General features: G+C 60.9%; 18 protein-coding genes. 10 read left to right on the top strand and 8 right to left on the bottom strand.

From position 1 onward, the window contains the following. Positions 1-20 precede the first annotated feature (20 nt). Complete coding sequence (locus tag AC1DYW_RS28105; RefSeq protein ID WP_477228373.1) at positions 21-1265, bottom strand: arginine deiminase; 1245 nt, start codon at positions 1263-1265, stop codon at positions 21-23. 17 nt (positions 1266-1282) lie between these two features. After that, on the bottom strand, positions 1283-2716 hold the full coding sequence (locus AC1DYW_RS28100; protein WP_477228372.1) for a basic amino acid/polyamine antiporter: 1434 nt from the start codon (positions 2714-2716) through the stop codon (positions 1283-1285). 292 nt (positions 2717-3008) lie between these two features. Between AC1DYW_RS28100 and AC1DYW_RS28095 the strand changes: the two genes are divergently transcribed. From AC1DYW_RS28095 to AC1DYW_RS28085, 3 genes are all read left to right on the top strand, one after another. After that, entirely contained in the window at positions 3009-4439 is a 1431-nt protein-coding gene (locus AC1DYW_RS28095; protein WP_477228371.1) for a basic amino acid/polyamine antiporter, read from the top strand. Between the two features lie 304 nt (positions 4440-4743). Beyond that, positions 4744-5586, top strand: a complete 843-nt coding sequence (locus AC1DYW_RS28090) for a formate/nitrite transporter family protein (RefSeq protein ID WP_477228370.1) — start codon at positions 4744-4746, stop codon at positions 5584-5586. 312 nt (positions 5587-5898) lie between these two features. Then, positions 5899-6498, top strand: coding sequence for a sigma-70 family RNA polymerase sigma factor (locus tag AC1DYW_RS28085; protein WP_477228454.1), 600 nt, complete (start codon positions 5899-5901; stop codon positions 6496-6498). Positions 6499-6669: 171 nt separating this feature from the next. On the opposite strand, the gene AC1DYW_RS28080 is transcribed toward AC1DYW_RS28085, so the two are convergent. Both AC1DYW_RS28080 and AC1DYW_RS28075 read right to left on the bottom strand, forming a co-directional pair. Next, positions 6670-7332: a response regulator transcription factor gene (locus AC1DYW_RS28080; protein ID WP_477228453.1), complete on the bottom strand. Its 663-nt coding sequence runs from the start codon at positions 7330-7332 to the stop codon at positions 6670-6672. Positions 7333-7714: 382 nt separating this feature from the next. Then, positions 7715-8104 (bottom strand): response regulator transcription factor, encoded by a 390-nt coding sequence (locus AC1DYW_RS28075; RefSeq protein WP_477228369.1) that lies wholly within the window; start codon positions 8102-8104, stop codon positions 7715-7717. A gap of 419 nt (positions 8105-8523) precedes the next feature. Between AC1DYW_RS28075 and AC1DYW_RS28070 the strand changes: the two genes are divergently transcribed. From AC1DYW_RS28070 to AC1DYW_RS28040, 7 genes are all read left to right on the top strand, one after another. Further along, on the top strand, positions 8524-9600 hold the full coding sequence (locus AC1DYW_RS28070; protein WP_457155137.1) for a helix-turn-helix transcriptional regulator: 1077 nt from the start codon (positions 8524-8526) through the stop codon (positions 9598-9600). Between the two features lie 99 nt (positions 9601-9699). After that, positions 9700-11997, top strand: coding sequence for an FdhF/YdeP family oxidoreductase (locus AC1DYW_RS28065; protein ID WP_477228368.1), 2298 nt, complete (start codon positions 9700-9702; stop codon positions 11995-11997). Then, positions 11990-12577, top strand: coding sequence for a hypothetical protein (locus AC1DYW_RS28060; RefSeq protein WP_457153528.1), 588 nt, complete (start codon positions 11990-11992; stop codon positions 12575-12577). The genes AC1DYW_RS28065 and AC1DYW_RS28060 overlap by 8 nt, the downstream gene beginning before the upstream one ends. A gap of 369 nt (positions 12578-12946) precedes the next feature. Then, positions 12947-13675 carry an alpha/beta fold hydrolase gene (locus AC1DYW_RS28055; protein WP_457153531.1) on the top strand — a complete coding sequence of 243 codons (729 nt, stop codon included), beginning with the start codon at positions 12947-12949 and terminating at the stop codon, positions 13673-13675. A 346-nt stretch (positions 13676-14021) separates the two neighbouring features. Beyond that, positions 14022-17195, top strand: coding sequence for an efflux RND transporter permease subunit (locus AC1DYW_RS28050; RefSeq protein WP_457153529.1), 3174 nt, complete (start codon positions 14022-14024; stop codon positions 17193-17195). A gap of 14 nt (positions 17196-17209) precedes the next feature. Next, on the top strand, positions 17210-18442 hold the full coding sequence (locus tag AC1DYW_RS28045; RefSeq protein WP_477228367.1) for an efflux RND transporter periplasmic adaptor subunit: 1233 nt from the start codon (positions 17210-17212) through the stop codon (positions 18440-18442). Positions 18443-18708: 266 nt separating this feature from the next. After that, the gene (locus AC1DYW_RS28040; protein ID WP_477228366.1) at positions 18709-18942 is read left to right on the top strand and encodes a hypothetical protein; all 234 of its coding nucleotides are present in this window, start codon (positions 18709-18711) and stop codon (positions 18940-18942) included. A gap of 167 nt (positions 18943-19109) precedes the next feature. Here the strand turns inward: AC1DYW_RS28040 and AC1DYW_RS28035 are convergent, their stop codons facing one another. From AC1DYW_RS28035 to AC1DYW_RS28020, 4 genes are all read right to left on the bottom strand, one after another. Beyond that, a complete protein-coding gene (locus AC1DYW_RS28035; RefSeq protein WP_477228365.1) occupies positions 19110-19892 on the bottom strand; it encodes a sensor histidine kinase in 783 nt (260 codons plus the stop codon). 388 nt (positions 19893-20280) lie between these two features. Further along, positions 20281-23148, bottom strand: coding sequence for an ATP-binding protein (locus tag AC1DYW_RS28030; protein WP_457154226.1), 2868 nt, complete (start codon positions 23146-23148; stop codon positions 20281-20283). A 225-nt stretch (positions 23149-23373) separates the two neighbouring features. Continuing rightward, positions 23374-23739 (bottom strand): hypothetical protein, encoded by a 366-nt coding sequence (locus tag AC1DYW_RS28025; protein WP_457154227.1) that lies wholly within the window; start codon positions 23737-23739, stop codon positions 23374-23376. A gap of 152 nt (positions 23740-23891) precedes the next feature. Continuing rightward, positions 23892-24629 carry a response regulator transcription factor gene (locus tag AC1DYW_RS28020; RefSeq protein WP_477228364.1) on the bottom strand — a complete coding sequence of 246 codons (738 nt, stop codon included), beginning with the start codon at positions 24627-24629 and terminating at the stop codon, positions 23892-23894. Positions 24630-24646 lie beyond the last annotated feature (17 nt).

Genomic DNA, 24646 nt, shown 5'->3' with positions numbered 1-24646 from the left:
TCTCCGGGAACGCTCTCTCGTCAGTAATCCACCGGATCACGGATTATCGGACAGGTCATGCAGTGGCCGCCGCCACGACCGCGGCCTAGTTCCGCGCCGATGATGGTAATGACCTCTATGCCCTCCTTTCGCAGCAGCGTGTTTGTATAGGTGTTGCGGTCATAGGCGTACACGACGCCCGGCGATGCACAGACCAGATTTGCGCCACTATCCCATTGGGTGCGCTCGCGGACGTAGGCATTGCCGCCGGTCTCAACAACACGCATCTTTTTGAGGCCGAGCGAGTCGCGCACCGTCTCGACGAAGGTGCCTTTGTCCTTATGCAGTTCGACGCCGCCCTTGCCGTCCGGCCGGTAGGAGAACGCCTCGATGCCATTGACGATATCGGGGTAGAGCAGCACGCAGTCGCGGTCGGCAAAGGTGAACACCGTGTCGAGATGCATCGCCGCGCGCAGTTTCGGCATCGCCGCGACGATGACGCGCTCGGCCGCGCCCTTCTCGAACAGCGTCGCAGCGAGCTGGCTGATGGCCTGACGCGAGGTGCGCTCGCTCATGCCGATCAGAACATTCCCCTTACCGATCGGCATGACGTCGCCGCCCTCGAGCGTGGCGAGGCCCCAATCCTTGGTCGGGTCGCCCCACCACACGTTGACCTTGCCGGCGAAGTCGGGATGGAACTTGTAGATCGAGGTGGTGAGGATGGTCTCCTCATGCCGCGCCGGCCAGTAGAGCGGGTTCTGTGTAACGCCACCATAGATCCAGCAGGTGGTGTCGCGGGTGTAGAGCGTGTTCGGCAGCGGCGGCAGTAGATACTCGTTCACCCCGGCCGCGTCGCGGATCAGCTCGAGCTGTTCGCCCCCTATGGATTCGGGGAATTCATGGGTCGAGAGACCACCGACCAGCGTCTCCGCCAGATCGCGGTTGGAGAGCCCCTCCAAATAGGAGCGCACCTCGTCGACGAGGCCCAGGCCGATCTGGTTCGGCACCACCTGATTGTCGAGGATCCATTTCTTCGCCTCGGGGACGGCGACAGTTTCGGCGAGGAGGTTATGCATCTCCACCACCTCGACGCCGCGGTCGCGCATCTTGGTCATGAAGTCGAAATGGTCGCGCTTGGCGTTGTCGACCCACAGCACATCATCGAACAGCAGTCCGTCGCAATTGGTGGGCGTCAGGCGCTGATGGGCGCGGCCGGGCGCGCAGACCATGACCTTGCGAAGCTGCCCGACTTCGGAATGCACGCCGAATTTCGTTTCCATCGCCATGACTTGTGCCTTTCTCGTCAAGGTGTAATTGCGCCAGTCAACAGGCCGACGAAACCGGCGAGTCCAGCGACCAGTGTGACGGCGAAGATGATGAGTTCGACCGATGTGAAGATCCGCGCGTTCTGTTCGCGCCGCGCCCAGAGGTACAGGACGGTTCCCGGCACGAAGAGCACCGCCACCAGCAGGACGTATTTCAAGCCGGCGGCCAGAAACATGACAAGCGTGTAGACAACGGCGATCCAGGCGAATAACTGGTCGCGCCCGCGCTGACCAGGCGAGGTCTCGTACCCCTCGCCGCGGCGGGCGATCAGCACGCCATAGCCCGCGACCAATAGGTAGGGCAGCAGCGCCGTCACGCTTGTCATGTCGAGCATGAAGTTGAAGGCGTCACGCGACCAATAGGTTGAGATGACGAATAGCGAGACGACGATATTGGTCAGCCAAAGCGCGTTGGCGGGAACCTGGTTGCCGTTCTGCGCCGCGAAAAGCTTGGGCATGTCCTGCGACTTCGCCGCGGCGAACAGTACCTCGGCGCAGATCAGCGACCAGGCGAGATAGGCGCCGAGCACTGACACCAGCACGCCGATGGAAATGAACACCGCGCCCCAATGTCCCACGACCAGTTCGAGCGCGCCGGCGAGCGAGGGCTGTTGGACTCCGGCGATGACCGCACGCGTAGCCGTGGCGTAGGGCAGAAGGGTGATGGCTACCATCAGGCCCGTGACGCCGACAAAACCCAGAATGGTGGCGGTGCCGACATCCGAACGCTTCTCTGCGAAGCGCGAATACACGCTCGCTCCCTCAATGCCGAGGAAGACGAAAACGGTGATCAGCATGGTGTCGCGCACCTGCGCCAGCAGGGTCTTTTCCGGCATGCCCACGCCGCCGAGAAAGTTCTCTGAGAATTGCGTGTAGTTGAACGCGAACGCCATGGCGAGGATCGCCACGATGATCGGTACGATCTTCGCGACCGTCACGACGCTATTGATGAAGGTGGCCTGCTCGACGCCGCGCAGGATCATGAAATGGAAGGCCCAGATGCCAACCAGCGAGACGATGATCGCGGTCGCGGTGCTGCCATCCCCAAAAATCTCGGGGAAAAAGCGCCCGAGCGTCGATCCGATCAACACCCAGTAGAAGACGTTTCCGAGGCAGCTTCCGAGCCAATAGCCGAACGCCGAGAGGAAGCCCATATAGTCGCCGAAGCCGGCCTTGGCATAGGCGAAGACGCCGGAATCGATATCGGGTTTCTTCTCGGCCAGCGCCTGGAACACCCGGGCCAGCATGTACATGCCGGTTCCGGCTATCATCCAGGCGATGATGGCGCCGAACGGGCCCGTCGCGGTGGCGAACCTGCCGGGCAGATTGAAGATACCGGCCCCGATCATCGATCCGACAACCATTGCGATCAGGGCGAACAAGGACAGCTTCTGCTCGGACTTACTTGCCACGTGCCTCTCCCGAGTGATCGGAAATCATCTGTGCGTGAGCCAACGAGCGGGCTGGAATTTCAGTACAAACCAAACCCTATGCTTTTGGCGTGGTCGTGAAATTAGCTGAGAGTCTCATTCCTGTGCATCGCGTCTCTATTTCGGAGCCTCGACGCAATACACCGCCGCAGTGGAGTTTCATCGGCTGGACTTGTGACTTTCTCCGATGCAGCATCGGGTGAGCGACCTGGACCGGTTTAGCAATTCGGACGGATTTCGCTTGTGCAATTGACGACCGGCTCGAGACGCGGCCATGGCATCCCAGACCTCGCAGAAGCTTTCGCTCGCGGCGCTAACGGCGATGGTGGTCGGATCAATGATCGGCGCCGGCATATTTTCGCTGCCTCGTACCTTCGGCAATGCCACCGGACCGGTCGGCGCAATCATCGCCTGGAGTATCGCCGGGACCGGGATGTATACGTTGGCCCGCGTCTTTCAGGCACTCGCGGAGCGCAAGCCCGAACTCGATGCCGGCATCTTTGCCTACGCAAAAGCCGGCTTCGGTGACTACGCTGGTTTCCTTTCTGCGTTTGGCTATTGGTTGGTTGCCTGCATTGCCGACGTCTCATACTGGATTCTGATCAAGTCGACGCTCGGCGCGTTCTTCCCGGTTTTTGGCAACGGTGACACGGTCCCGGCAGTGGTGGTCTCGTCGATCGCACTCTGGTTGTTCCACTTCACGATCCTGCGCGGGATCAAGGAAGCTGCCGTCATCAACACCGTTGTTACGGTCGCAAAAGTCATTCCCATCCTTACCTTCATTTTGATTCTGGCCGGAACGTTCAAGGCGAACATCTTCGTCAGCAACCTTTGGGGCGGAGAGCTGGCATCGCAAAGCGGTCTCTTTGAGCAAGTCCGATCGACCATGCTGGTCACAATCTTTGTGTTCATTGGGATTGAGGGAGCAAGCGTCTATTCTCGCTATGCCAAGGAACGCTCCGATGTCGGCAGGGCGACGATCGTCGGTTTCGTCGCCGTTTTGTTTCTGCTGGTTCTGGTGACGCTTCTGCCGTATGCCGTACTCACACAGGCGGAAATCGCTGGAATGAGGCAGCCATCCATGGCTTCCGTTCTCGAGGCCGTCGTCGGTACTTGGGGCGCGGTTTTCGTCAGCGTAGGGCTGATTGTTTCTGTGCTAGGCGCTTATCTTGCCTGGTCGTTGATCTGTGTCGAGGTGCTGTTCGCGGCCGCAAAGAGCGGCGACATGCCAAGGATTTTTGCGCGTGAAAATGCCAACAAAGTCCCGGCCGCCGCGCTGTGGCTGACCAATATCGTCATTCAAGTCTTCGTTATAAGCACGCTTTTCTCGCAGGATGCGTTCGCGCTCATGGTGAAACTGAGCAGTGCCATGGTGTTAATTCCTTACCTGCTCGTGGCTGGATACGGCTTCCTTCTCGCTTTACGCCGAGAGACTTATGGAACCCAACCCGCACAGCGATCCCGCGACTTGATCGTGGCTGGCATTGCCACATTGTATGTTGCGTTCATGATCTACGCAGGCGGCCTGAAATTTTTGTTGCTTTCATCTATTCTCTACGCACCCGGTACGCTGCTCTATGTTCAGGTCAGACGGGAACAGAACAAGCAAGTGTTGGTCGGCGTAGAATGGATAGTGTTGGCGGCTGCGGCACTTGGTTGCCTCGTTGGCATTTACGGAATTGCCAGCGGCGACATCGTTATCTAGCCGAGCGAGCGCTTCAGTTCCTTGGCCGACAAGACATACCAAGGAATGTCTGGCCTAAATCAAGTGCGTAATCCGGTTACCCTCCGTAGAATGTCGCCGCGAAGTGCTGTCGGCTATTCATCCGTGAAGTGACAATCAGCGTGCCAATCGGTCCTGGTTGGCAACGCATGGGAGACGTCATGGGTATCGCAGCTCGCTTTCTGGCCACGCCGTCAGTTGCGATCCCTTCAGCCAGACCGCAGTTGCCGCGCCTTGCGGCTCTGAAATGCGGAACCAGCCTGCTCGGCGCAGAAGGATAGCGATCATGAACGACAGCCTCTCGCCGCGCGAAATCGTGCGGGCAATGGTGGATCTCGGTGCCGCTAAGGCCGCTCACAGCGTTCCTGATCTTTTGATCCGCGGCATGCTTTCCGGGGCGCTCCTTGCCTTCGCGACGAGCATGGCCCTGGAGGGTGCGCTTCAGACAAATGTCGCGCTCGTCGGCGCTCTCATCTTCCCGGTGGGATTTGCCATCATCATCATCCTTGGCCTCGAACTCGTGACCGGGAATTTTGGCCTGGTACCCCTGGCCGTCCTCGCTCACCGCACGACGGTCGGCCGGATGTCGGCCAATTGGTTCTGGGTTTTCGTCGGCAACATGCTCGGTTCGCTCATCTTTGCCGGGCTGTTCTATGTCGTCCTGACCGATGTCGGCAATGTTGGGGCGAGTGCGCTCGGAGATCATCTGCGTGCGCTCGCCGAAGCGAAGACGATCGCCTATGAGCCGTATGGATACGACGGACTGGTGACCGCCTTCGTCAAGGCCATGCTCTGCAACTGGATGGTCTGCCTCGGCGTCGTCATGGGGATGAGTTCGAAGTCCACCCTCGGCAGGATCGTCGGATGCTGGTTGCCCATATTCGCCTTCTTCGCGCTCGGATTCGAGCACTGCGTCGTCAACATGTTCGTCATTCCCATGGGGATGATGCTCGGGGCCAAGATCAGCTTCGCAGACTGGTGGTACTGGAACCAGATACCCGTGACCTTGGGCAACATTGCTGGCGGTTTCCTCTTCACCGGACTTCCTCTCTATTGGACCTACCTGAAGGGTGGTGCAGAAGACGTGCCTGCCCCTGCGGCGAGGATGTCACTCGGCCCGGCCGAGTGATGGGCCAGCATTCCGGCGAACACATCTTCTTCCTCAGCATTGGGTCGCCCACAATTGCTTCGCGAAAGAATGTAGTCGTTTCGAAAAGAAGGCCTCAGTCGGGTCCGCCATGGTGGCGCCGACAGCCCCCAGCCGAACAGCTTCGATTGGACACAGCTAGAGCCAGGAAAGGCGCCGGCACATGCCTGACAGACCAGATGTGCAGTCCCGAACCAGAGGATGGCTGTGGCCGTCAGGTTCGCGGCCGACCGAGTTCAGTCCGGATCACAAATTGCAATCGCCGCCATTGCGCATCGCCTGATGACCACGAACATGACGCAACTCGACCTTCCGCCTGATGTTTCGCCGCAGCCGAGTTTTCGTTCGGCTGACGCTTCTTCTTCAGAAAGCGGCGCGGCGGCCGAGATCACTGACGAACGCAGGCGAGCGATCGTCGCGGAGATCCCACGGCTGCGTGGTTATGCGCGCGCGCTGTTGCGGGACCGCGATGCCGCCGACGACCTTGTGCAGGACAGCCTCGAACGGGCGCTGTCGAGGATGGCGAACTGGACGGCCGGCGATACGCCACGCCGCTGGCTGCTCACGATCATGCACAATCTGTTCGTCGACCAGTTGCGGCGCGCCAAACGCCATGCCCAGGCAGTGATCACGATCTCAGAAACGATAGATGCGATCGCGACGTCGCCACAGGCCGACAGGCTCGTATTCGTGGACGTATTCTCGGCGCTTCAGCAGATCAATCCCGAACGACGCGCAGCGCTCGTGCTAGTCGCGGTCGAAGGCCTCTCCTATGCCGATGCCAGGAAGGCGCTGGGCATTCCCGTGGGGACACTGACGTCGCGGATCGCCAGGGGCAGAGAGGAGCTGCGATCGATCCTCGAAGGTGTCTCGCAGCTAGGCCAACCAGGGTGAGCAAAGAATGAACCGTCACCGTTTTCAATGATGAACCAAGGCCCCTGCCGTCCACACCGGCGCTGCGTCACGGGGTCATATCCGCCGAACGGCGGAGGGTCGAGAACCGCTGGAGCGAGCGGGCGGAATCGATAGATTTTCGCGCGATACCGGATGACGACTTTGCCATAGCTATTGATTTGCGCTTCGAAGGCCCAACCGTTCTGCAATCCGTACCAGGTCGGGCAAGGTCCGCACCGCCATCTTCCGCATGAGATGCCCGCGATGGATCTTGACTGTAATTTCGCTAAGGCCCATCTCGCCCGCGATCTGCTTGTTCATCAGGCCCTTGGTCACGAAGAACATGACTTCCTTTTCACGAGAGGTCAAAGTTTCGTACAGGGCTGATATCGTCGCCGCTTCCTGGTCGGATTCCCACCTTATGCGGTCGTTTTCGAGCGCGCCGAAGACCGCATCAAGCATGTCCTGGTCCCGGAACGGTTTGGTCAGAAAATCGATCGCTCCGGCTTTCATCGCGCGCACCGACATCGGGACATCCCCGTGTCCAGTCATGAAGACGACGGGCATTTGAATGTTCGACTTTGCAAGGTGAGCCTGGAAATCGAGGCCGCTCACGCCGGGCAACCGGATATCGAGCACGAGGCAGCTTGGCGTTTCCGGCAGCTTGCCCTGCAGGAATTGGCTGGCGGAGGCGAACAGTTCGACATGCAGCCCCACGGATCTGAACAGCCCACTCAGGGCATCGCGCACAGCGTCGTCATCATCGATGACATAGACTGTCGGCGCAAAAGCGGTCGACGCGGTTTGGCCTGGATTGGAACCTGCTGTCACGATAGCAATCCGCTCTCACGATTCCTGCTCCGCACGGCCCAGGAATGGCACAACGCCATCTTAGCATATTAATTTGGCAACGAGCCCCGCCACTAGGCGAGACGTGGTCGCGACTGTCGGTAATGCCGAGGGGGCTGGGATGGCTTCCGCGCGCTACACCATCAATATCACCAATCCACCCATCGGCGCATGTGCGCTGATGTTTCTGCAGTCGCGCCCTCTTGTGCAGCGGGGCTAGGCAGGCGATCGCCGAAACCTGCCTGGAATTCAACCGCACAGGCTGGCGGCAATCTTCCCGGAACGAACGCAAAATTCCGATTTGGAACGCACGCGACTTCGTTCCGAAAGCAATGGCGGTGGCAGCGCTCGGCTCACCACGAAGACGTCATTCCGGCTTGATTTCGCGTGGCCAGTTCAGCGCATCTTCGATGCACCGGATCATGGCGGCGGCGTCAAAAGGCTTGTAGAAGAAGCCTGCCGCCCCTGCAGCGAGGGCATTTTGCCGGGTCCGTTCGTCAGGATAGGCCGTGATAAGAATCACCGGAACGGTGTGGCCACGTGCCAGGAGCAACGTCTGCAGTTCCAACCCGTTCATTTCCGGCATCTGCACATCGGCAATGACACAGCAGGCGTCGGCGAGCCGTGGCGAACGCAAGAGTTCCTCGCCAGAAGCAAACAGGTTCGCGGCAAAGCCGCAGGAACGTATCAGATTCGCGGTGGACGTGCGGACCGCCTCGTCGTCGTCAACTATGGCAACCATCGGAATTTTCGACACATCGGTGTCCCCCGGAGACTGTGTCGCCCGGCGTCGCCCGGCGCGATCTCATCTCGGCGCCAGCATACGAACGTAGAGCCAAGACCGAAATCATACAGAGGTTTGACTAGCCTGAGGTTCGCAGGCAGCGATGCCGCGACCTGGCGACCGGTCGGAGAACCGTACGGCTACACAGCGGCGTCAACGTTCAACCGCACGGTGGGATCATTGTCGCACGGCACCGGCGACCTCCCTGCACAAGGTTGCCGACATCGCCAGACGCGCCCAAGGCGCCGCCGCCAACAGTAGATACCATCGTATACGCAGCATAGCTGATGATATGATTCATTCAGACGGCCATTCAATGGAGCAGATTTCCCACCCGTGTACCTTGACCAGCAAGCAGAAGAAAATTCTGAGGCTAGAGGAGCACGGGCCCAATGCAGTTCCACTCATTGTCTGCATCCGAATATTACGATCGGCAACCGGCAGAGGATCTGCCCGTCCTTCCTCGACGCGACGGCATGGTCCGAGCGATGCATGTCGCCGGCCCGCCTCGAACGCCTGAAGTCGGCTCGTCATTGTTCGACCCATTCGACGCAGGCAACGGCGCCTACCCGGTGGCGCCAGACTGCCGCATGATTTCGATCCCCCTCACTCATATGAATGTGGTTCTCTCGGTGTCCGCTGCAGCGATGCCGCAACCCCGTCGCGGCGGTCTAACGATGCATGCAAATGCAGCGGCAGACCCTGATCCTACGGCGGCGCCCTGTGGGGCCATGGCGCAATTTGCCCAAGCAGGCCAAAGCGCGATCGACGGTCTGAATGCTTTCCACGCGCCTCGGGACCTAGGCCTGGCCGAACTGGTCCCAGAACGGCACTCCTCTGATCCGGTCGTCCAGCGTCTTTCCAGGGCGCTCGAGGCGGCAGAAGACAGCCATGATGGATTTGGCAACCTCTATGCCGATGCAGTCCGCCTTGCCATCGTAACCCGCTTGCTCACGCTGCGCTCAGATCCGCAGCCAGACCCGGATGAGCCGGCGGCACGCTCTACGGCCGCCCTGTCCAAATGGCGATGGAAGCGCGTCGTCGAATACGTCGATTCACATCTCGATGAGACGATTACGCTCGCGGACATGGCAGCAGTGGCGGGGCTCAGCCGAATGTATTTCGCCGCACAGTTCCGGGCGGCCACCGGCATTCGCCCGCATGAATTCCTGCTGCGGCGGCGGATTGACCGTGCCAAGCAGATGCTCATCGAGACCGAGATGACCCTGGTCGACGTGGCGCTGAGCGTCGGCTTTCAGAACCAAGCCCATTTCACCACGGTCTTCGGACGTTTCGTTGGCGAGACACCCTATCGCTGGCGTTGCGGCAATCGCAGGGATGTCGCAGACCGCCCTTTCGACAGCGATCTCGCCCGTTGGCGCCACCCCCCACGTGGGTCGGACACGCGGCCCATTCAGCTGGCAGCTCCGGGAGAGTTGCCGCCCCGCAGCGCTGCCGGTGCAACATAGCCGACAGCGCTGGCGGCGGCACTGCGATGGAAAGATGTTGCTTGCCGGAAGGCTTCTTGCCCACACAGGATTCTTCAGCTCTTCGTAGAGGCGTCTCTAATGGCCAATGACATTCGTCCTTACAATGCCCCGGCCGGCGGATGGGGAGCGCTCAAGTCGCTAGGCGAACACCTTGTCGAGCAGGGAATCCCGATCAGGGGGGCGGCCACTCTGGGGCGCATGAACCAGCCGGAGGGATTTGATTGCCCCGGCTGCGCCTGGCCGGACCCCAAGCACACTTCATCCTTTGAGTTTTGCGAGAACGGGGGCAAGGCGGTTGCCTGGGAAGCCACGGCGAAACGCTGCACGCCGGAGTTTTTCGCCGCCCATACCGTTGCCGAGCTTTCAAGCTGGAGCGATTTCGATCTCGAGATGGTCGGACGCCTGACCCATCCGATGGCCTACGACGGCGCATCCGACCATTACGTGCGGGTCGGTTGGGACGAGGCCTTTGCAACCATTGCCCGCCACCTCAACGGATTGCCGGATCCCAACATGGCCGAGTTCTACACATCCGGCCGCACCTCGAACGAGGCAGCGTTCCTCTACCAGCTCTTCGTGCGAGAGTTCGGCACCAACAATTTCCCCGATTGCTCGAACATGTGCCACGAGGCTACCAGCGTCGGCCTGCCGCACTCGCTCGGCGTCGGCAAGGGTACCTGCCTGCTTTCCGATTTTGACAAGACGGACTGCATCTTCATCTTCGGACAAAATCCGGGCACCAACAGCCCTCGCATGATGACGAGCCTGCGCAACGCCTCGCGGCGCGGCGCAACCATCATGTCCTTCAATCCGTTCCGCGAGCGCGCCCTGGAGCGCTTCCAGTCGCCCCAAAGCCCGGTCGAAATGGCAACGCTTACGTCGACACCGATCAGCGCCAAGCTCTATCAGGTGCGTGTCGGCGGCGACGTCGCGGTCGTCAAGGGGCTCATGAAAGTTCTCATGGAAGCAGACGATGCGGCGCGGGCGGGCGAATTGCCGGCGATCCTCGACTGGGATTTCATCAAGGGCCATACGACGGGTATCGAGGCTCTCGCCGCCGACCTGCGGGCGACGCGATGGGACGACATCGTGTCTCAGTCAGGGCTCGCTCGCGAGGACATCGAATACGCCGCTCGCGCCTATATGAAGGCCGAACGAGCGATCATTGTCTATGGCATGGGCATCACGCAGCACCGTCGGGGAGCACAAAACGTGCAGCAGCTGGCCAATCTCGCGCTGCTGCGCGGTCATATCGGCCGCGAGGGCGCCGGACTTTGCCCGGTACGCGGTCATTCCAACGTCCAGGGCGATCGCACGGTCGGCATCACCGAAACGCCGACAAAGGAATTTCTCGATCGGCTTGAGCACCGCTTCGGCTTCAAGCCACCGTCCGAACATGGCCACAACGTCGTGACCGCGCTGGAGGCCATGAAAGACGGCAAGGTGAAAGTGTTCTTCGCCGTCGGCGGCAACTTCGTGTCAGCCATCCCGGACTGGGAGGTGACCCGCGCTGCCTTGCGCAAGCTCGACCTGACGGTCCAAGTGTCAACCAAGCTCAATCGCAGCCATCTGGTACACGGGCGCGACGCGCTGATCCTGCCTTGCCTCGGGCGCACCGAAATAGACGTCCAGGCAACGGGGCCGCAGTCGATCACGGTCGAGGATTCGATGTCGATGGTGCACGCGTCGGCGGGCCGCAATGTTCCGGCGTCGGAGCACCTGATGAGCGAACCTGCAATCGTCGCCGGCATTGCACGGGCGACGCTGGGTGCAGGTTCCGTCGTCGACTGGGAAAGCTTCACCGCCGACTACGACCTTATCCGCGACGCGATCGAAGACGTGTTCCCGATCTTCCAGGGTTTCAATGCCCGCATTCGCATCCCGGGCGGCTTCCATCTGACATCGAACGCGCGCGAACGCATCTGGGCGACAGTTTCCGGCAAGGCGAATTTCCTCGTCTTCGACGGCCTCGGCGAGGATCCGCCCCTGGACAGTCTAGACGCTCTATGGCTGACGACGGTGCGCAGCCATGATCAGTACAACACCACGATATATTCGATGTCCGACCGCTATCGCGGTGTCTTCGGTCAGCGCGACGTGATCTTCCTCAACGAACAGGAGATGGAAAGGCGTGGCCTCCAGGCCGACGACCGCGTCGACTTGATCACTCTGTCCACCGACGGCGTTGAACGCCGCCTGTCCAATTTTCGGATCGTCCCGTATGCCTTCCCGAATGGCAGCTGTGCGGCCTACTATCCCGAGGCAAACCCCCTCGTGCCGCTCTATGCGCACGATCCGATGAGTTTCACGCCCTCCTTCAAAGCAATTCCGATTCGCATTTCGCGCTCGTGTACCGAGGCGGTTGATCATGGGTGAGGTCGAACTCGCGCGCCTTCATGACCAATGCCGATCCTATCCCTGGCGGCTAGACCGCGGCGATCTTCGGGCGGCGTCGCGCTGGGTCGCCGGCAAGTGGTCGGACGGGTTCGGTCGCGCCACCGAAGGCGCGAGCGGCAGTGTCGAACTGGCGCAGTTTGGGGTTCTGGAACCCTATCTTGCCGAAGCAATCGTGCTTGAGCGGGGAGCAGACTTCATGTTTGCGAGATGGGGCGCGGCGCTGGACGCGCTTTGTGGCGGGGACCGTGGTGGTCACAGGCTGTCTGCGCTCCCCCAACCCAGCCGCGGACAGCTGCGCCGGCTGTGTGTGCGGGCAGCTGCGGAGCAGTTGCCGCAAGCAAGACAGGCGACCTGGGCGCTCGATGGACGGATCTGGCAGTGTGCGATGCTGGCGCTGCCGACGGCCGGCGACTCGCTTTCTGCCACGCGACTTCTCGTGGCCCTGCTCTTTGCCCCTCACTCAATGTTTGCCGCCCAGCCTCTTCCACGTGGCGAAGCGTTGCGTTGGAGGCGAAGCTCCCACGCACTCCGCGCACGCGCCATTCTGCCGAACTCCTGAGGCGCCCGTCCCCTCCTCCCGCGGGCGCCTGAACTGGCGGTGGGTCGCATCAGCGATCCGCCGCCCTTTTTTGGTGACCTTCGGTCGTTGCCGACGGCGGGCGCGCCCATCACATCGCCATCGGACCTGCCCGTTCGTGCGCGACGAGAAAGGCAGGGGCGTTTCCGAAAGACGCCGAACCGCGAAATCGGGATTGTCGCAACGAGCTGCCTCCGCAAACGCCTTGGCCACGGAGCCGGCCCGCAGGATTTGCTACCGCATCGCTGGCCCTCATCTTGGTCATCGGCGCATTCGATTGTTTGAAAAAAGGGAAGGAAGAGACCCGTGCGCGAGATCGTCAATGCCATCGCAATTGCCCTCACTCTTGGCCTGTCGGGAGTCGCCGTGGCAGCCGACAATCCCACGCCCAAGCCCGCACATACCGTGGCGCGCAACGTCGTGCTCGTGCACGGAGCGTGGGCCGACGGATCGAGCTGGGCCGAGGTGATTCCGCTCCTTCAGGCAGCCGGCCTCAGAGTAACCGCGGTGCAGAATCCGCTGACGTCGCTGGCAGACTCGGTCGCGGAGACGCGACGGGCGCTGGCGCTGCAGGATGGGCCAACCGTGCTCGTAGCGCATTCCTGGGCCGGCACCGTCATCAGCGAAGCGGGGACTGATCCCAAGGTTACATCGCTGGTCTATGTGGCTGCACGAGCACCGGATGCCGGTGAGGACTTCGTCGCTCTTTCCGCAACCTTTCCCGCAGGACCCGTTCGAGCCGGCATCCAGGTGAATGATGGCTTCACCAGATTGTCCGAAGAGTCATTCCTGAAATACTTCGCAAACGGTGTCGCGCCCAGGCAAGCCAAGATCCTGTATGCGGTCCAGGAGCCCACCGCTGCGACCATCTTCGGCGGACGAACCACAGAGGCTGCATGGCATTCCAAGCCATCGTTCTACGCGGTGTCGAAGCAGGACAAGACGATCAACCCTGATCTCGAACGGTTCCTCGCCAAACGCATGCACGCGACGACGGTGGAGATCGATGCGGGCCACCTGTCGCTGGTTTCCCATCCCAAGGAGGTCGCCGACCTCATTCTGGCTGCGGCGGGCCGATGACATTGGATTTGCCCCGGCGAAGCTATGCGGACGGGCCTGACGGCCTGGGCGGGCTGTCCCGGCGACGGCCCGCCCGCCGCGCGCAGCATCCACATGCTGGTCGCAATGGTCTCGCCCACTGCACTGATGTTGCCCAAACCAGCCTGCCATCGGGCGCCCGGCGATGAGCTTGGCGACGTCACCGGGCAACGCTCGGCGCCGACGCCTTTTGGGCGCAAGGACCGGACATTCGAGGCAATGGGCGCAAAGTCATTTCGGAGACACTGAAAGAAAATCCGGCAATACGGCGACGTTCATCGCTCGAGCCGTTCCGACTAACGTTGCCAGGAAGGTCATCGGCTGAGGCATGGGTATCGTTCGGTTCGCGTTGCGATTTCCGCACACGTTCTATGTGCTGGCTGCCTTGATTCTCTTTCTCGGCGGCGTCGCAAGTCGCGAGATGCGGTTGGACGTCTTTCCGGAAATCAACATTCCGGTGGTGACTGTAATCTGGAGCTATGGCGGCCTCAGCACGCCGGAGATGGAACAGCGTGTCACCACGTACAGCCAGTATGCGATCAGCTCCAACGTCAATGGCATCAAGAACATCGAGGCGCAGACCTTAGGGGGGCTGTCGGTCCAGAAGATCTATTTTCAACAGGATGTGAATCTCGATCTCGCGATCGCGCAGATCGTTTCGGCCACAAACGCCATTCGTGCCCTCCTGCCGCCGGGTATCCAGGCACCGCTCGTGGTGCAGTTCAATGCCTCCAGCGTGCCGGTCCTGCAGATCAGCCTGAGCTCGGACACACTCAACGAACAGCAGCTCTACGACTACGGCATCTATCGGATCCGCCAGCAGCTGGCCCCGATCCCGGGCGTCACACTGCCGACTCCGGCGGGCGGAAAATATCGCCAGATCATGGTCGACCTCGACCCGTCGAAGCTCCTGGCCAAGGGTCTGACACCGCTCGACGTCGTCAACGCGGTCAACGCCCAGAACCTGACTTTGCCGTCGGGCACGGCCAAGATCGGCAACACACAGTATGTCGTGCGCACCAACGCCACGCCAGCAACCATCGATGAGCTCAACGATATTCCGATCAAGGTCGTGAATGGCGCTACGGTGTTCGTCAAGGATGTCGGCCAAGTCCATGACGGATGGCTCGTCCAGCAGAACATCGTTCGCGAGAACGGCCGGCATTCGGTTCTGCTCAGCATCATCAAGAACGGCAATGCCTCGACGCTGGAGGTGGTCAATGCCGTTCGGGATGCCTTGAAGACGGCACGCGCCGCGGCGCCTCCCGGCATGGAAATCAGAGAGCTCTTCGACCAGTCGGTGTTCGTCAAGCAATCGATCGCCGGCGTGCTGCGGGAGGGCGTGATCGCGGCCGCACTCACCGCTCTGATGATCCTGCTGTTTCTCGGATCGTGGCGATCGACGCTGGTCGTCATGATCTCGATCCCGCTGGCGATCCTGTCGTCGGTCGTGGCGCTGTATTTCCTGGGCGAAACGCTCAATACGATGACGCTGGGAGGCCTGGCGCTCGCGATTGGCATCCTCGTCGACGATTCGACGGTGACGCTCGAGAACACCCATCGCCTGCTCACCGAGGAAAGACAGACGCTGCCGCAGGCGACGCTGCATGGAGCCGCCGGTATCGCCGTGCCGACCCTGGTGTCGACGCTGGCCATAAGCTGCGTGTTCACATCGGTGGTCTTTCTGGAAGGTCCGGCAAAATATCTGTTCACGCCGCTCGGTCTTGCCGTCGTGTTCGCGATGCTCGCATCCTATGGACTTTCGAGGACGCTCACTCCGATCACCATCGGATTGCTGCTCAAAAGCGAACGCCATGGCGCCTCGACGGGCTGGTTCGGCAGGTTTCACGCCAGGTTCGAACGTGGTTTCGAGGCCATGCGCCTGCACTATGCCGAGTTGCTGGCCGTACTCCTCAGGCGCCGGTTCATCGTTCCCCTCATTGCAGCCCTGGTGCTCGCATTGGGCGCTGTGCTGACGATGCTCGTCGGTCGCGATTTCTTTCCCGCGATCGACGGCGGCCAGATCCAACTCCATGTTCGGGCTCCCGCGGGAACCCGGATCGAGGAGACGGAAAAGATCTTCCAGGCTGTCGAGGACAAGATCCGCGAGATCGTTCCTGATCGCGACCTCCAGCTTGTCGTCGACAACATCGGCCTGCCGGCGCGTTCCTACAATTTGGCGTTCACGGATGGATCGACCATCGGCGTGAATGACGGTGTGATCCAGGTCGCATTGAAAGACGGCCACGCGCCGACTGCCGACTATGTGCGCAAGCTGCGCACGGCGCTGCCAAGCGCCTTTCCAGACGTTCTGTTCTACTTCCAGTCGGCCGACATCGTCACGCAGATCCTCAATTTTGGACTGCCGGCGCAGATCGATGTCCGTACGGTCGGCTATGACCGCGTCACCAATCTGCGGGTTGCATCGGAGTTGCGGCGCCGCATCGCCGCCATTCCCGGCGTGGTCGACGCACACCTGCAGCAGGAAGTCGACGCGCCGGCGTTCTATGCCGACATCGATCGCACGCGGGCGGCGCAGCTCGGCCTCAATGCCAGCACGATCGCCAACAACATCAATGTGAGCCTGAGTTCCTCCGAGCAGGTGTCGCCTAACTTCTGGACCGACCCGACCACGGGCATTCCCTACTACCTCGCCGTTCAGACACCGGAAAACAAGATCGCGTCATTGAACGATCTCGGCAACACGCCTGTGTCCTCAACCATCAACACCGCCGGCGCACAGGTTCCCGGGCAACTCAGCAACGTCGCGACGTTCAAGCGCGACAGTCTCCCGACAAACGCCAACCAGGCGAACGTCCAGCCAGTCTACGAAGTCTATGCAAGCGTCCAGGGTCGCGATCTGGGAGGTGTCTCCAGCCAGATCAGCACGATCGTCGCCGACCTGCAGAAGCAGCTTTCGCCCGGAAACACCATCCAGGTTATAGGGCAGATCCAGAGCATGAACGATGCCTTCTGGGATCTCGGCATCGGCATCCTGTTCGCCGCCGTGTTCGTCTATCTGCTGATGGTCGTGAACTATCAGAACTTCGGCGACCCCTTCGTCGTCATCCTTGCCTTGCCGGCGACCTTTTGCGGCATCGTGACGATGTTGTTCATCACGGGCACGACGCTCAACGTGCCCTCACTGATGGGTGCGATCATGGCGGTCGGGGTTGCTTCGGCCAATTCCATCCTGCTCGTGACCTTCGCCCGGGACCAGCAGTTGGCAGGCAAGTCCGCGTTCGACGCCGCGATCGACGCCGGCCACACCCGGATCAGACCTGTGCTTATGACCGCGGCCGCGATGATCGTCGGCATGGTTCCCATGGCGATCGGCGGAGCGGGAGAAGAGCAGAATGCCGCACTGGCGCGCGCGGTCATCGGGGGACTTTTGTTTGCAACGCCCACGACGCTCCTCGTCGTGCCGTACCTGTTCGCGATGCTGCGTAGCGGACAGGACGGCAAGACGGCTCACGGCGTCTTCGAAGAGGAAATCGCATGAAACCGAGGCACCGTTTGGATCAGGACGACGACACGGTGATGGATGATGCAATGAAGCGGCCGCCGCGCCGAGGCGGAGGCCGGCTGCTTGCATTGGGCGCGCTCGCTCTGCTGATGACGGGACTGGCCTATGGCGCCCAAGGGTACTATTCGCGCAACCAGGAACTCGCGGCTTCGGCCAAACAGGCGCGTGACTTCATTCCGCTGGTGCGAGTTGCGGCGGTAAGGCCGAGCGACGACATCGTGAAAGTCAGTCTGCCCGCCACCACAACTGCCTTCGACGTCGCGGACATCTTCGCGCGAGCCAGCGGCTATATCGAGACGCGCGAGGCCGATATCGGGGACAAGGTCAAGAAGGGACAGTTGCTAGCCAAGATTGCCGTGCCGGAACTCGATGACCAGATTTTGCAGGCCCAGGCAACCTTGGGACAGTTCAAGGCGGCGCTGCAACAAGCACAAGCCAATCTCGATCTCGCCAAGGTGACGTGGCAACGAGACAAACCCCTGGTGGACCAGGGCTGGATCACCAAGGAACAGGGTACGATCGACGTCCAAACCCTCAAGGCACAGGAGGCGGCTGTCGGCGTTGCGCAGGCCAACGTGAATGCGCAGCAGGACCAGTTGCGCGTTCTCGACCAGCAACAGGCCTACCAGCAGGTGGTCGCCCCGTTCGACGGCGTCATCACTCAACGCAACGTCGACATCGGCAGCCTAGTGCAGGCCGACACGACCAACAGCACTTTCCTGTTCGCCATCATGCAGGGGGATGTGATCCGTGCCCAGGTCTACGTCCCCCAGGACCAGGCCTTTGGACTGACCCCGGGGGTCAAGGCCGTGCTCCAGGTCCCCGAAATCCCCGGCCGTACCTTCCCCGGCACGGTGACGCGGATTGCCGATGCGCTGGCACCGGGCACACGGACCTTGCTGACCGAAATCGACATTCCGAACCCTGACGGTGTTCTCACGCCCGGCACCTATTGTACTGTCGAGCTCCAGATCCCGCGCAAGACACCCAGCTTTTCCGTGTCCGCAGATGCGATCATCTTCAACGCGGATGGTTTGCAGGTTGCCGTGGTCGAGAACGGCATTGCGCATATCCGGAAAATATCGGTGGCGCGCGATCTCGGAACGGAGGTCGAGGTCCGTGACGGCGTCAAACAGGGCGACCTTGTGATCCTGAATCCGCCGGTCGAACTTGCCGAGGGCAGCAAGGTGCAGATCAGCCCGGCAGCCGTCGGACCATCTTAGTTCAGGTCCGGACGCCCGGGGTGCAATGAAGCCCATTTCCCCCTTGGTGCCGTATACGCATCGCCAGTTGGCGATCCATACTATGTCATACATCGATGATACTTTGATATACTACATATTACTTCCACCAATTGCTAGTTAAGTAATGCAGGACGAGAACGGAAGCGGCGAGATCAACTTCGCAACCCGAAAGTTCCCGAGTGCCTGTGGCTCGGAATGCGCGGTGAACAAATCGCCGCCATCCTCATCGAAAAGGATATCTAATCATGCGTTCTATCCCTCTGAAGGCGGTGCTTGCCGCGATGATCGTCACCGTTCCGCTCACCGGCGCCTTTGCCGCCTCGTCGCACGGGGGAGACCGCGATGGCGGTCGCGACCGTGGCGATCACAGCAGCAATTACAGCGACTTCTCCCAGAATGGGTGGTTTGACGGCATCAATTCGTTCAAGGCCCATCCGGCTGAAGGCAAGAACTTCCTCCAGCAGCTCAAGGGTGAATGAGAAGGTTCCACCGTCTCGCCGCAGCCCCGCCGTCTCTCAGGAGCGGCGCGGGTCTGCAGCGTGAAGCCTCATGAACATGTCACAGGCGCGCCGCCTGTCGATCAAGGCAGGCCATGTTGCTCAAGGCAGGCATGTTTTCCGACTTCCCACGCCGCCGAACGAGATCATCAAAATGGAGCGCCGCGATAAAGCCCTTCGACCTGGCGGTTCGTTCGCATCGTCCGCCGGCATCGACTCGATCCGACTGAGTTTGGCTCAACTGTCTTTGGGATGACGAATTGGAAAATGCTGCCATGCGGAACATCGGGTGTGGCCCAGAGCCGACCGCCGTGGGCTGCGACGATAGAGCGGCATATCCACAGCCCCAATCCCATGCCCTCGCGCTTGGTCGTAAACAGGGGATCGAAGATGCGATCGATAAGTGCTGGATCGAGCCCTGTGCCCGAGTCCCCGACTGCAACCAGCACATCGCCATTCTTGTCGAGTTGGGTGACGATGCGCAGCTTTCGCTGCCGGTCCTGCACCATGCTCATCGCCTCGATGCCGTTCGCGACGAGGTTGGCGACGACCCGCTCCAGTTGACAGCGATCGCCCCTGATGGGCTCCAGGTTCTCAGCGAGGTCCACCTCGACCGCGATGCGATGATGGCGCAGATCGAGGCTCACGAGATTGAGGAGACCTCTGATCAAGTCGTTGATGTCGAGGTTGTTCGGTATGGGCGGGGATTTTCGAGCAAGATCCCGAACGCCTCTGACGACATCGGCGGCGCGAAGGCTGTTGCCGATGATCCGTTCAATGGCCCGTTTCACCTCATCGAGGTTCGCTGGGTCTCTCGTCAACCACCGCAAGGCGGTTTCCGCGTTTGTCAGTATTGCTGTAAGTGGCTGATTCACTTCATGCGCAATGCACACCGCGCGCTCGCCTATCGTTGTCGATTGGGTGCTAAACATAAGCTGCGGACTCCTGCGCCAAGAGGGTTCGATTTGGTCGTGGGCGGTACCTAGGGCTGCGGGCGATCGATCCGCCTGACCTTGCAAACGCGCGCGCCAAGACTATTCCGCTGCCGGGGAGGAAATGTTCCGGAGCGTTCGGTGTGAGGAAGCCACGCGAATGTCCCAATTCTGACTCCCTCCAGCGTGCCGATTGCCTGGTACTCCATGCCATGGAACTATCCGCTCTATGAGCTGTGAGGCGAGTTCAGCGTTGCAAATAGCTGTAAATATTCGCGCCCAAGACAGGCTGTGAATAGGTACATGCGTGGGGCATCGCTCCAGGCGCCTGGCGCGAGCACGAAAGAGCCACGGGGGTTGAAGGCGGACCGCGACTGGTTTGCAGAACTCAGTTGGTCGAGCTCAGTTCGTCGAGAAGTCGGCGCGCGGCAACCAGATCTTGGGTTCCAAATCCCTCTTTGAACCGTTGGTAGATGTGGTCGAGCATGGAGCGGGCGTCCCCGCTCCGGCCGTGTTCCCGCCACACGCGTGCCAGAGGAATTGCAGCTCTCAACTCCCAGCCCAGGGCGGATTGCTTGCGGGCACGATCGATCGAGCGGAGCAGCGAACCCTCTGCTGCAGGAAGGTCCGGTCTCGGCCGCGCCAGCAGGATTTCGCCTCGGGCTCGCAGCAGGTCGGGCAACCAGAGTATCTCTCCGACTTGCTCCGCATGCGCCACAGCCTCGTCTATGGTGGCCAGCGCTTCCTCCGGCCGACCGGAAAGGGCCAGGCCCTCGGCCAAGGCACGCGATGCCGGCAACGTCACGATGCGGTACCGATTGGCATCCATCGCTTTCAGTCCTGCCCGCAGGATTTCGACGCCCGATGCCGCATCGCCGCGCGCGACCATGAATTCACCTTTCAGCGCGAGGCCAACGGCGTGATAGGGGGCAAGGGAGTATTTGATAGCCTGCTCGATTACGATTTCGGTATGCTCTTCCGCTGCTTTAAGATCGCCACTCCAGTGGAGAACAGGGATGAGATAGATGAGAGCAATGCAAGATGAGACCGGGTGATCGTAGCCTTGCGCAGTCTTGATCCCCTGACGTGCAATTTTGCAACCCTGATCCGCGAAGCCGCACAGCCACAAAGACCTGGCGAGCGTTGCGAGCCCTGATGCACGGTGGTCGTGGCCAAAGAAGCTCACCCTCCCCAGCTTGAAATCTGACGCAAGCCTCATGCCTTGTTTGCAGTGACGCAGCGCAGCCGCCTGATTGCCGGTTAGATGATACGATCCACCCAAGATCCATTCGGTCATTGCGTTTTCGGTCGGGCCGCCGCTCGCCTTGGCAACGGTGTCGCTTCGTTTGGCCGCCGCCAAGGCGCCGCTGAAGTCGCCCTGGCGCGTGAGAAAAATGTAGAGTCCAGAAAGCAACTGGAGTTGACGTCCTCCATCCCGCAAAGTCTCGGAGAGGTCCAGGCCGCGCTCGATGCCGGCCCTGACTTCCAAGCTGTTGCCGCGGGCGTACATGGCTGACATCGCCAGAGCTCCCTGGAGCTCCAGTTCCAGTTGCATCCCGTGATCCGTCTCGTGCAGCGAGCCCAGTGCTCGCCGGCACCATTGTTGACACTCATCCAGCAGTGAAAGCCCCAGGAATAACGCAGCCCCATGCGCAGCCAGCTTAATGGCGATGGAACGGTCGCCCGAGCTTGAAAAACTCCACGCGAGCGCTTTGCGGACGTTGCCAATGTGCGGAGCGTAGGCGGCTACGTTGTGGGCATCAAAAGCCGACCCTTTGGCCAAGCCATGCTCCAGCAAGTCGACGAAGTGGCAAGCGTGACGTCTTTCGGCCGCATCCGCCTCCCCGCCTTCCGCGAGCTTGGCCGCGGCATAGGCGCGTGTTGTGTCCAGGAGCCTGTAGTAAGCAGGCCCGCTTGTCGACAATACCCCCATGAGAGACTTGTCGATCAGGCTGGCGATCGTGTTGGTGACCATTTGCGTCTCGCCATCGCCCCCGGCGACTGCATGCGCCGCCGCCAGCGTGAATTGGCCAACGAATACGGACAGCCTGCAGAGGGTTCTCTGCTCATCCGCTGACAGGAGCCTGAAGCTCCAGTCGAGCATGGCCTGCAGCGTCTGATGCCGGGGCGACGCGCATCGCCGGCCCTGCAGGAACAGCCCGGCGCCGCTGTCCAGGAGATCGGCGGTTCCTTGAATACCGTTGGTGCCCACACGACTGGCAACCAGCTCGATCGCCAGAGCAATTCCATCAAGCCGGCGGCAGATATTCGCAACGATTGGAGCTTCGGTGTCGCTGAGCTCGGCACGGTGCCCGCTCGATCCCGCCCGCTCCATGAAAAGCTGGACGGCGGGCGAAGCCAGCGCCTGAACGGCAGATGGCGTGTCGTTAGGCGGACTGTCGAGATGCATCAGCAAATGCACATACTCGCCCTCAACGCGCAACGACTCGCGACTGGTCGTCAACAAGTGCAGCGACGGCACTGCGCGAAAGAGCCGTTCGCACAGCGGCGCAGCCGTCTCGATCACATGTTCGCAATTGTCAAGAACGACAAGGGTCCGCTTATCGGCCAGGAAGGCGCTTATGTACAGCTCGGGGTCGGGCCCCTGGACAAAGCAGCCGAGTGCCGACGCGACGGCAGCGGGAACGTCTGCTGGAGCGGTGAGCGAACCGAGATCAACGAAGCAAACCGCATCGTCGCCTAATTCCCGACGCAGCGCGTGGCCGACCGCGACGGCGACGGTCGTCTTTCCTATTCCGCCTGGCCCGACCACACTGACGAAGCGTCGCGACAACAGCAGCGAGGAAAGGGTGGCGACGGTCTCGTCCCGTCCGACCAGCAGTTGCAAGGGCGCCGGGAGACTCGGAGGCAGCACGGGACCGGCAGGAGCGACAATCAGGTCGGTGCCGTCCGCGTTTGAGCGCCGAACCGGTGCAACGAAAGTGTAGCCCCGGCCGGGAACATTGACGATGTATCGAGACCCGTCTTTGCCGTCTGCCAGCACTCTGCGAATGGCGGCGATGTGCACACGAAGATTGGCTTCCTCGACGAAGACGCCCGGCCAAACGAGATCGATCAGTTCTCGCCCGCTCACGATCTCCCCCGCTCGGTCGGTCAACGCAATCAGAACGTCAAGCGCGCGGCCGCCAATAGCGACCGGTGTGCCATCCTTGACCAGCAATCGCTCAGCCCCGATCAAGCGGTACGAGCCGAAAGACAGGATTTCGCCGATCCCTAATTCACCGCCACTTGCCATGACAGTCGTCCTGGGCGCTGCCAGCCTCATGCTCGAAGATCCGGGCGATCTTCTTTGCATCTTTTTGCGACCTTTAACTCGCCGGGACCGGCGCTCCGGGATCATATTGGGCCGTGTCCGAAAGACGTGGCGAAACGGAGGCGCCAGCGCATCTTGGTGCCGTGCTCTGCGCGAAGCGAAGAAACCGCAATTCTCTCGGCGGCAGCATGTGCAATGTCATTGTGCCTAGTTCCTTGTTGATGGACTCCATTCGAGGCTGAAAGGCGCGACCGGCGGCAAGGGATCTTGCTCCGGCACGTCTGCATTGGACCGATCCTGTCGCTGGCAGGTCCACTTTCTGACGATGTCTTCGGCGGAAGTATAGGCATTGAGCTTGCCGCGATCGACAAGGATCATGGCAGCGGTCGCGAAAATCGATGTCGATATCGAGAAAATACGGAAAAGCGCGTCCTCCGTGGCCCTGCCCAGCGGAGACGCTTCACTGGCTGAGCCGGAGCAGCGAACGCCGTTTCGGTCACCCACCAAGCCGAAAACGAAGGGCAAATCTCCTTCGGCCACGCTCCAGTCGAGAATGTCCTGCAACATCGACACCGATGATACCGCTCCCAGCCCCCCCTCTATTGCGATCGGGCAGAATGTCTTTCTGCGCGCTGCCGCGGAGAGAAGCGCAAGGATAAAGGAAGCGTGTCCGAGCCTCCATTCTGGCTTGGTACAGTTTCGTATTCGTTCGGCGGGTTGGACCACTACTTAGGTCTATCCAAAATAGCCCTGAGGCTAGTTGTGCGAGCAGGTGCCGAGCGCAGCAACTCGGCCATTCTGACCAAATCGGCCAGGGATTGCGCGCCCATCCTTCTCATGACTTGAGCACGATAAATCTTAACCGTGGATTCTACCACGCCAATCCTTCCAGCAACCTGCTTGTTCATCAATCCTGCTGTCACCAGATCCATCACCTCGCGTTCGCGCTCGCTCAGCGTCTGAAATCGGGTGAACGTCTCGATCGCCCGCCGATTGCTATCGAGGCGCATGCCGTCCAGCTCGATGGCCCTTGTGACGGCATCCAGCATTTCCTGTTCGCGAAACGGCTTCGTCAGAAAGTCGACTGCACCAGCCTTCATGGCTCTCACCGCCATCGGCACGTCGGCGTGGCCGGTCATGAATATGATTGGTATACGGACGCCGGCTGCGACAAGGCGAGCCTGAAAGTCGAGACCGCTGATGCCGGGCATACGAATGTCCAGCACGAAGCAGCTCGCAAGGTCGGGCAGTTCCATGTTCAACAGCTCGGTCGGAGACGAGAAGGCCTGGCTCTGCAAACCGACGGATTCCAACAAGTCGACCAGCCCTTCGCGCATCGCAACATCGTCTTCGACGATGAAGACGAATGCATTTTGGGTAGTCCCAGCATAGATGGGGGCAGCCACCGGACGGGCATATGACTGCGTCGGTTCCAGCAGCAGGCGTTCATAATCTCTGGTCATTAGATCACTTGTCATCA

This window comes from Mesorhizobium sp. P2_D5 (assembly GCF_056404355.1).
The sequence above is the reverse complement of the archived record's forward strand: the minus strand, read 5'-3'. Positions and strand labels throughout refer to the sequence as shown.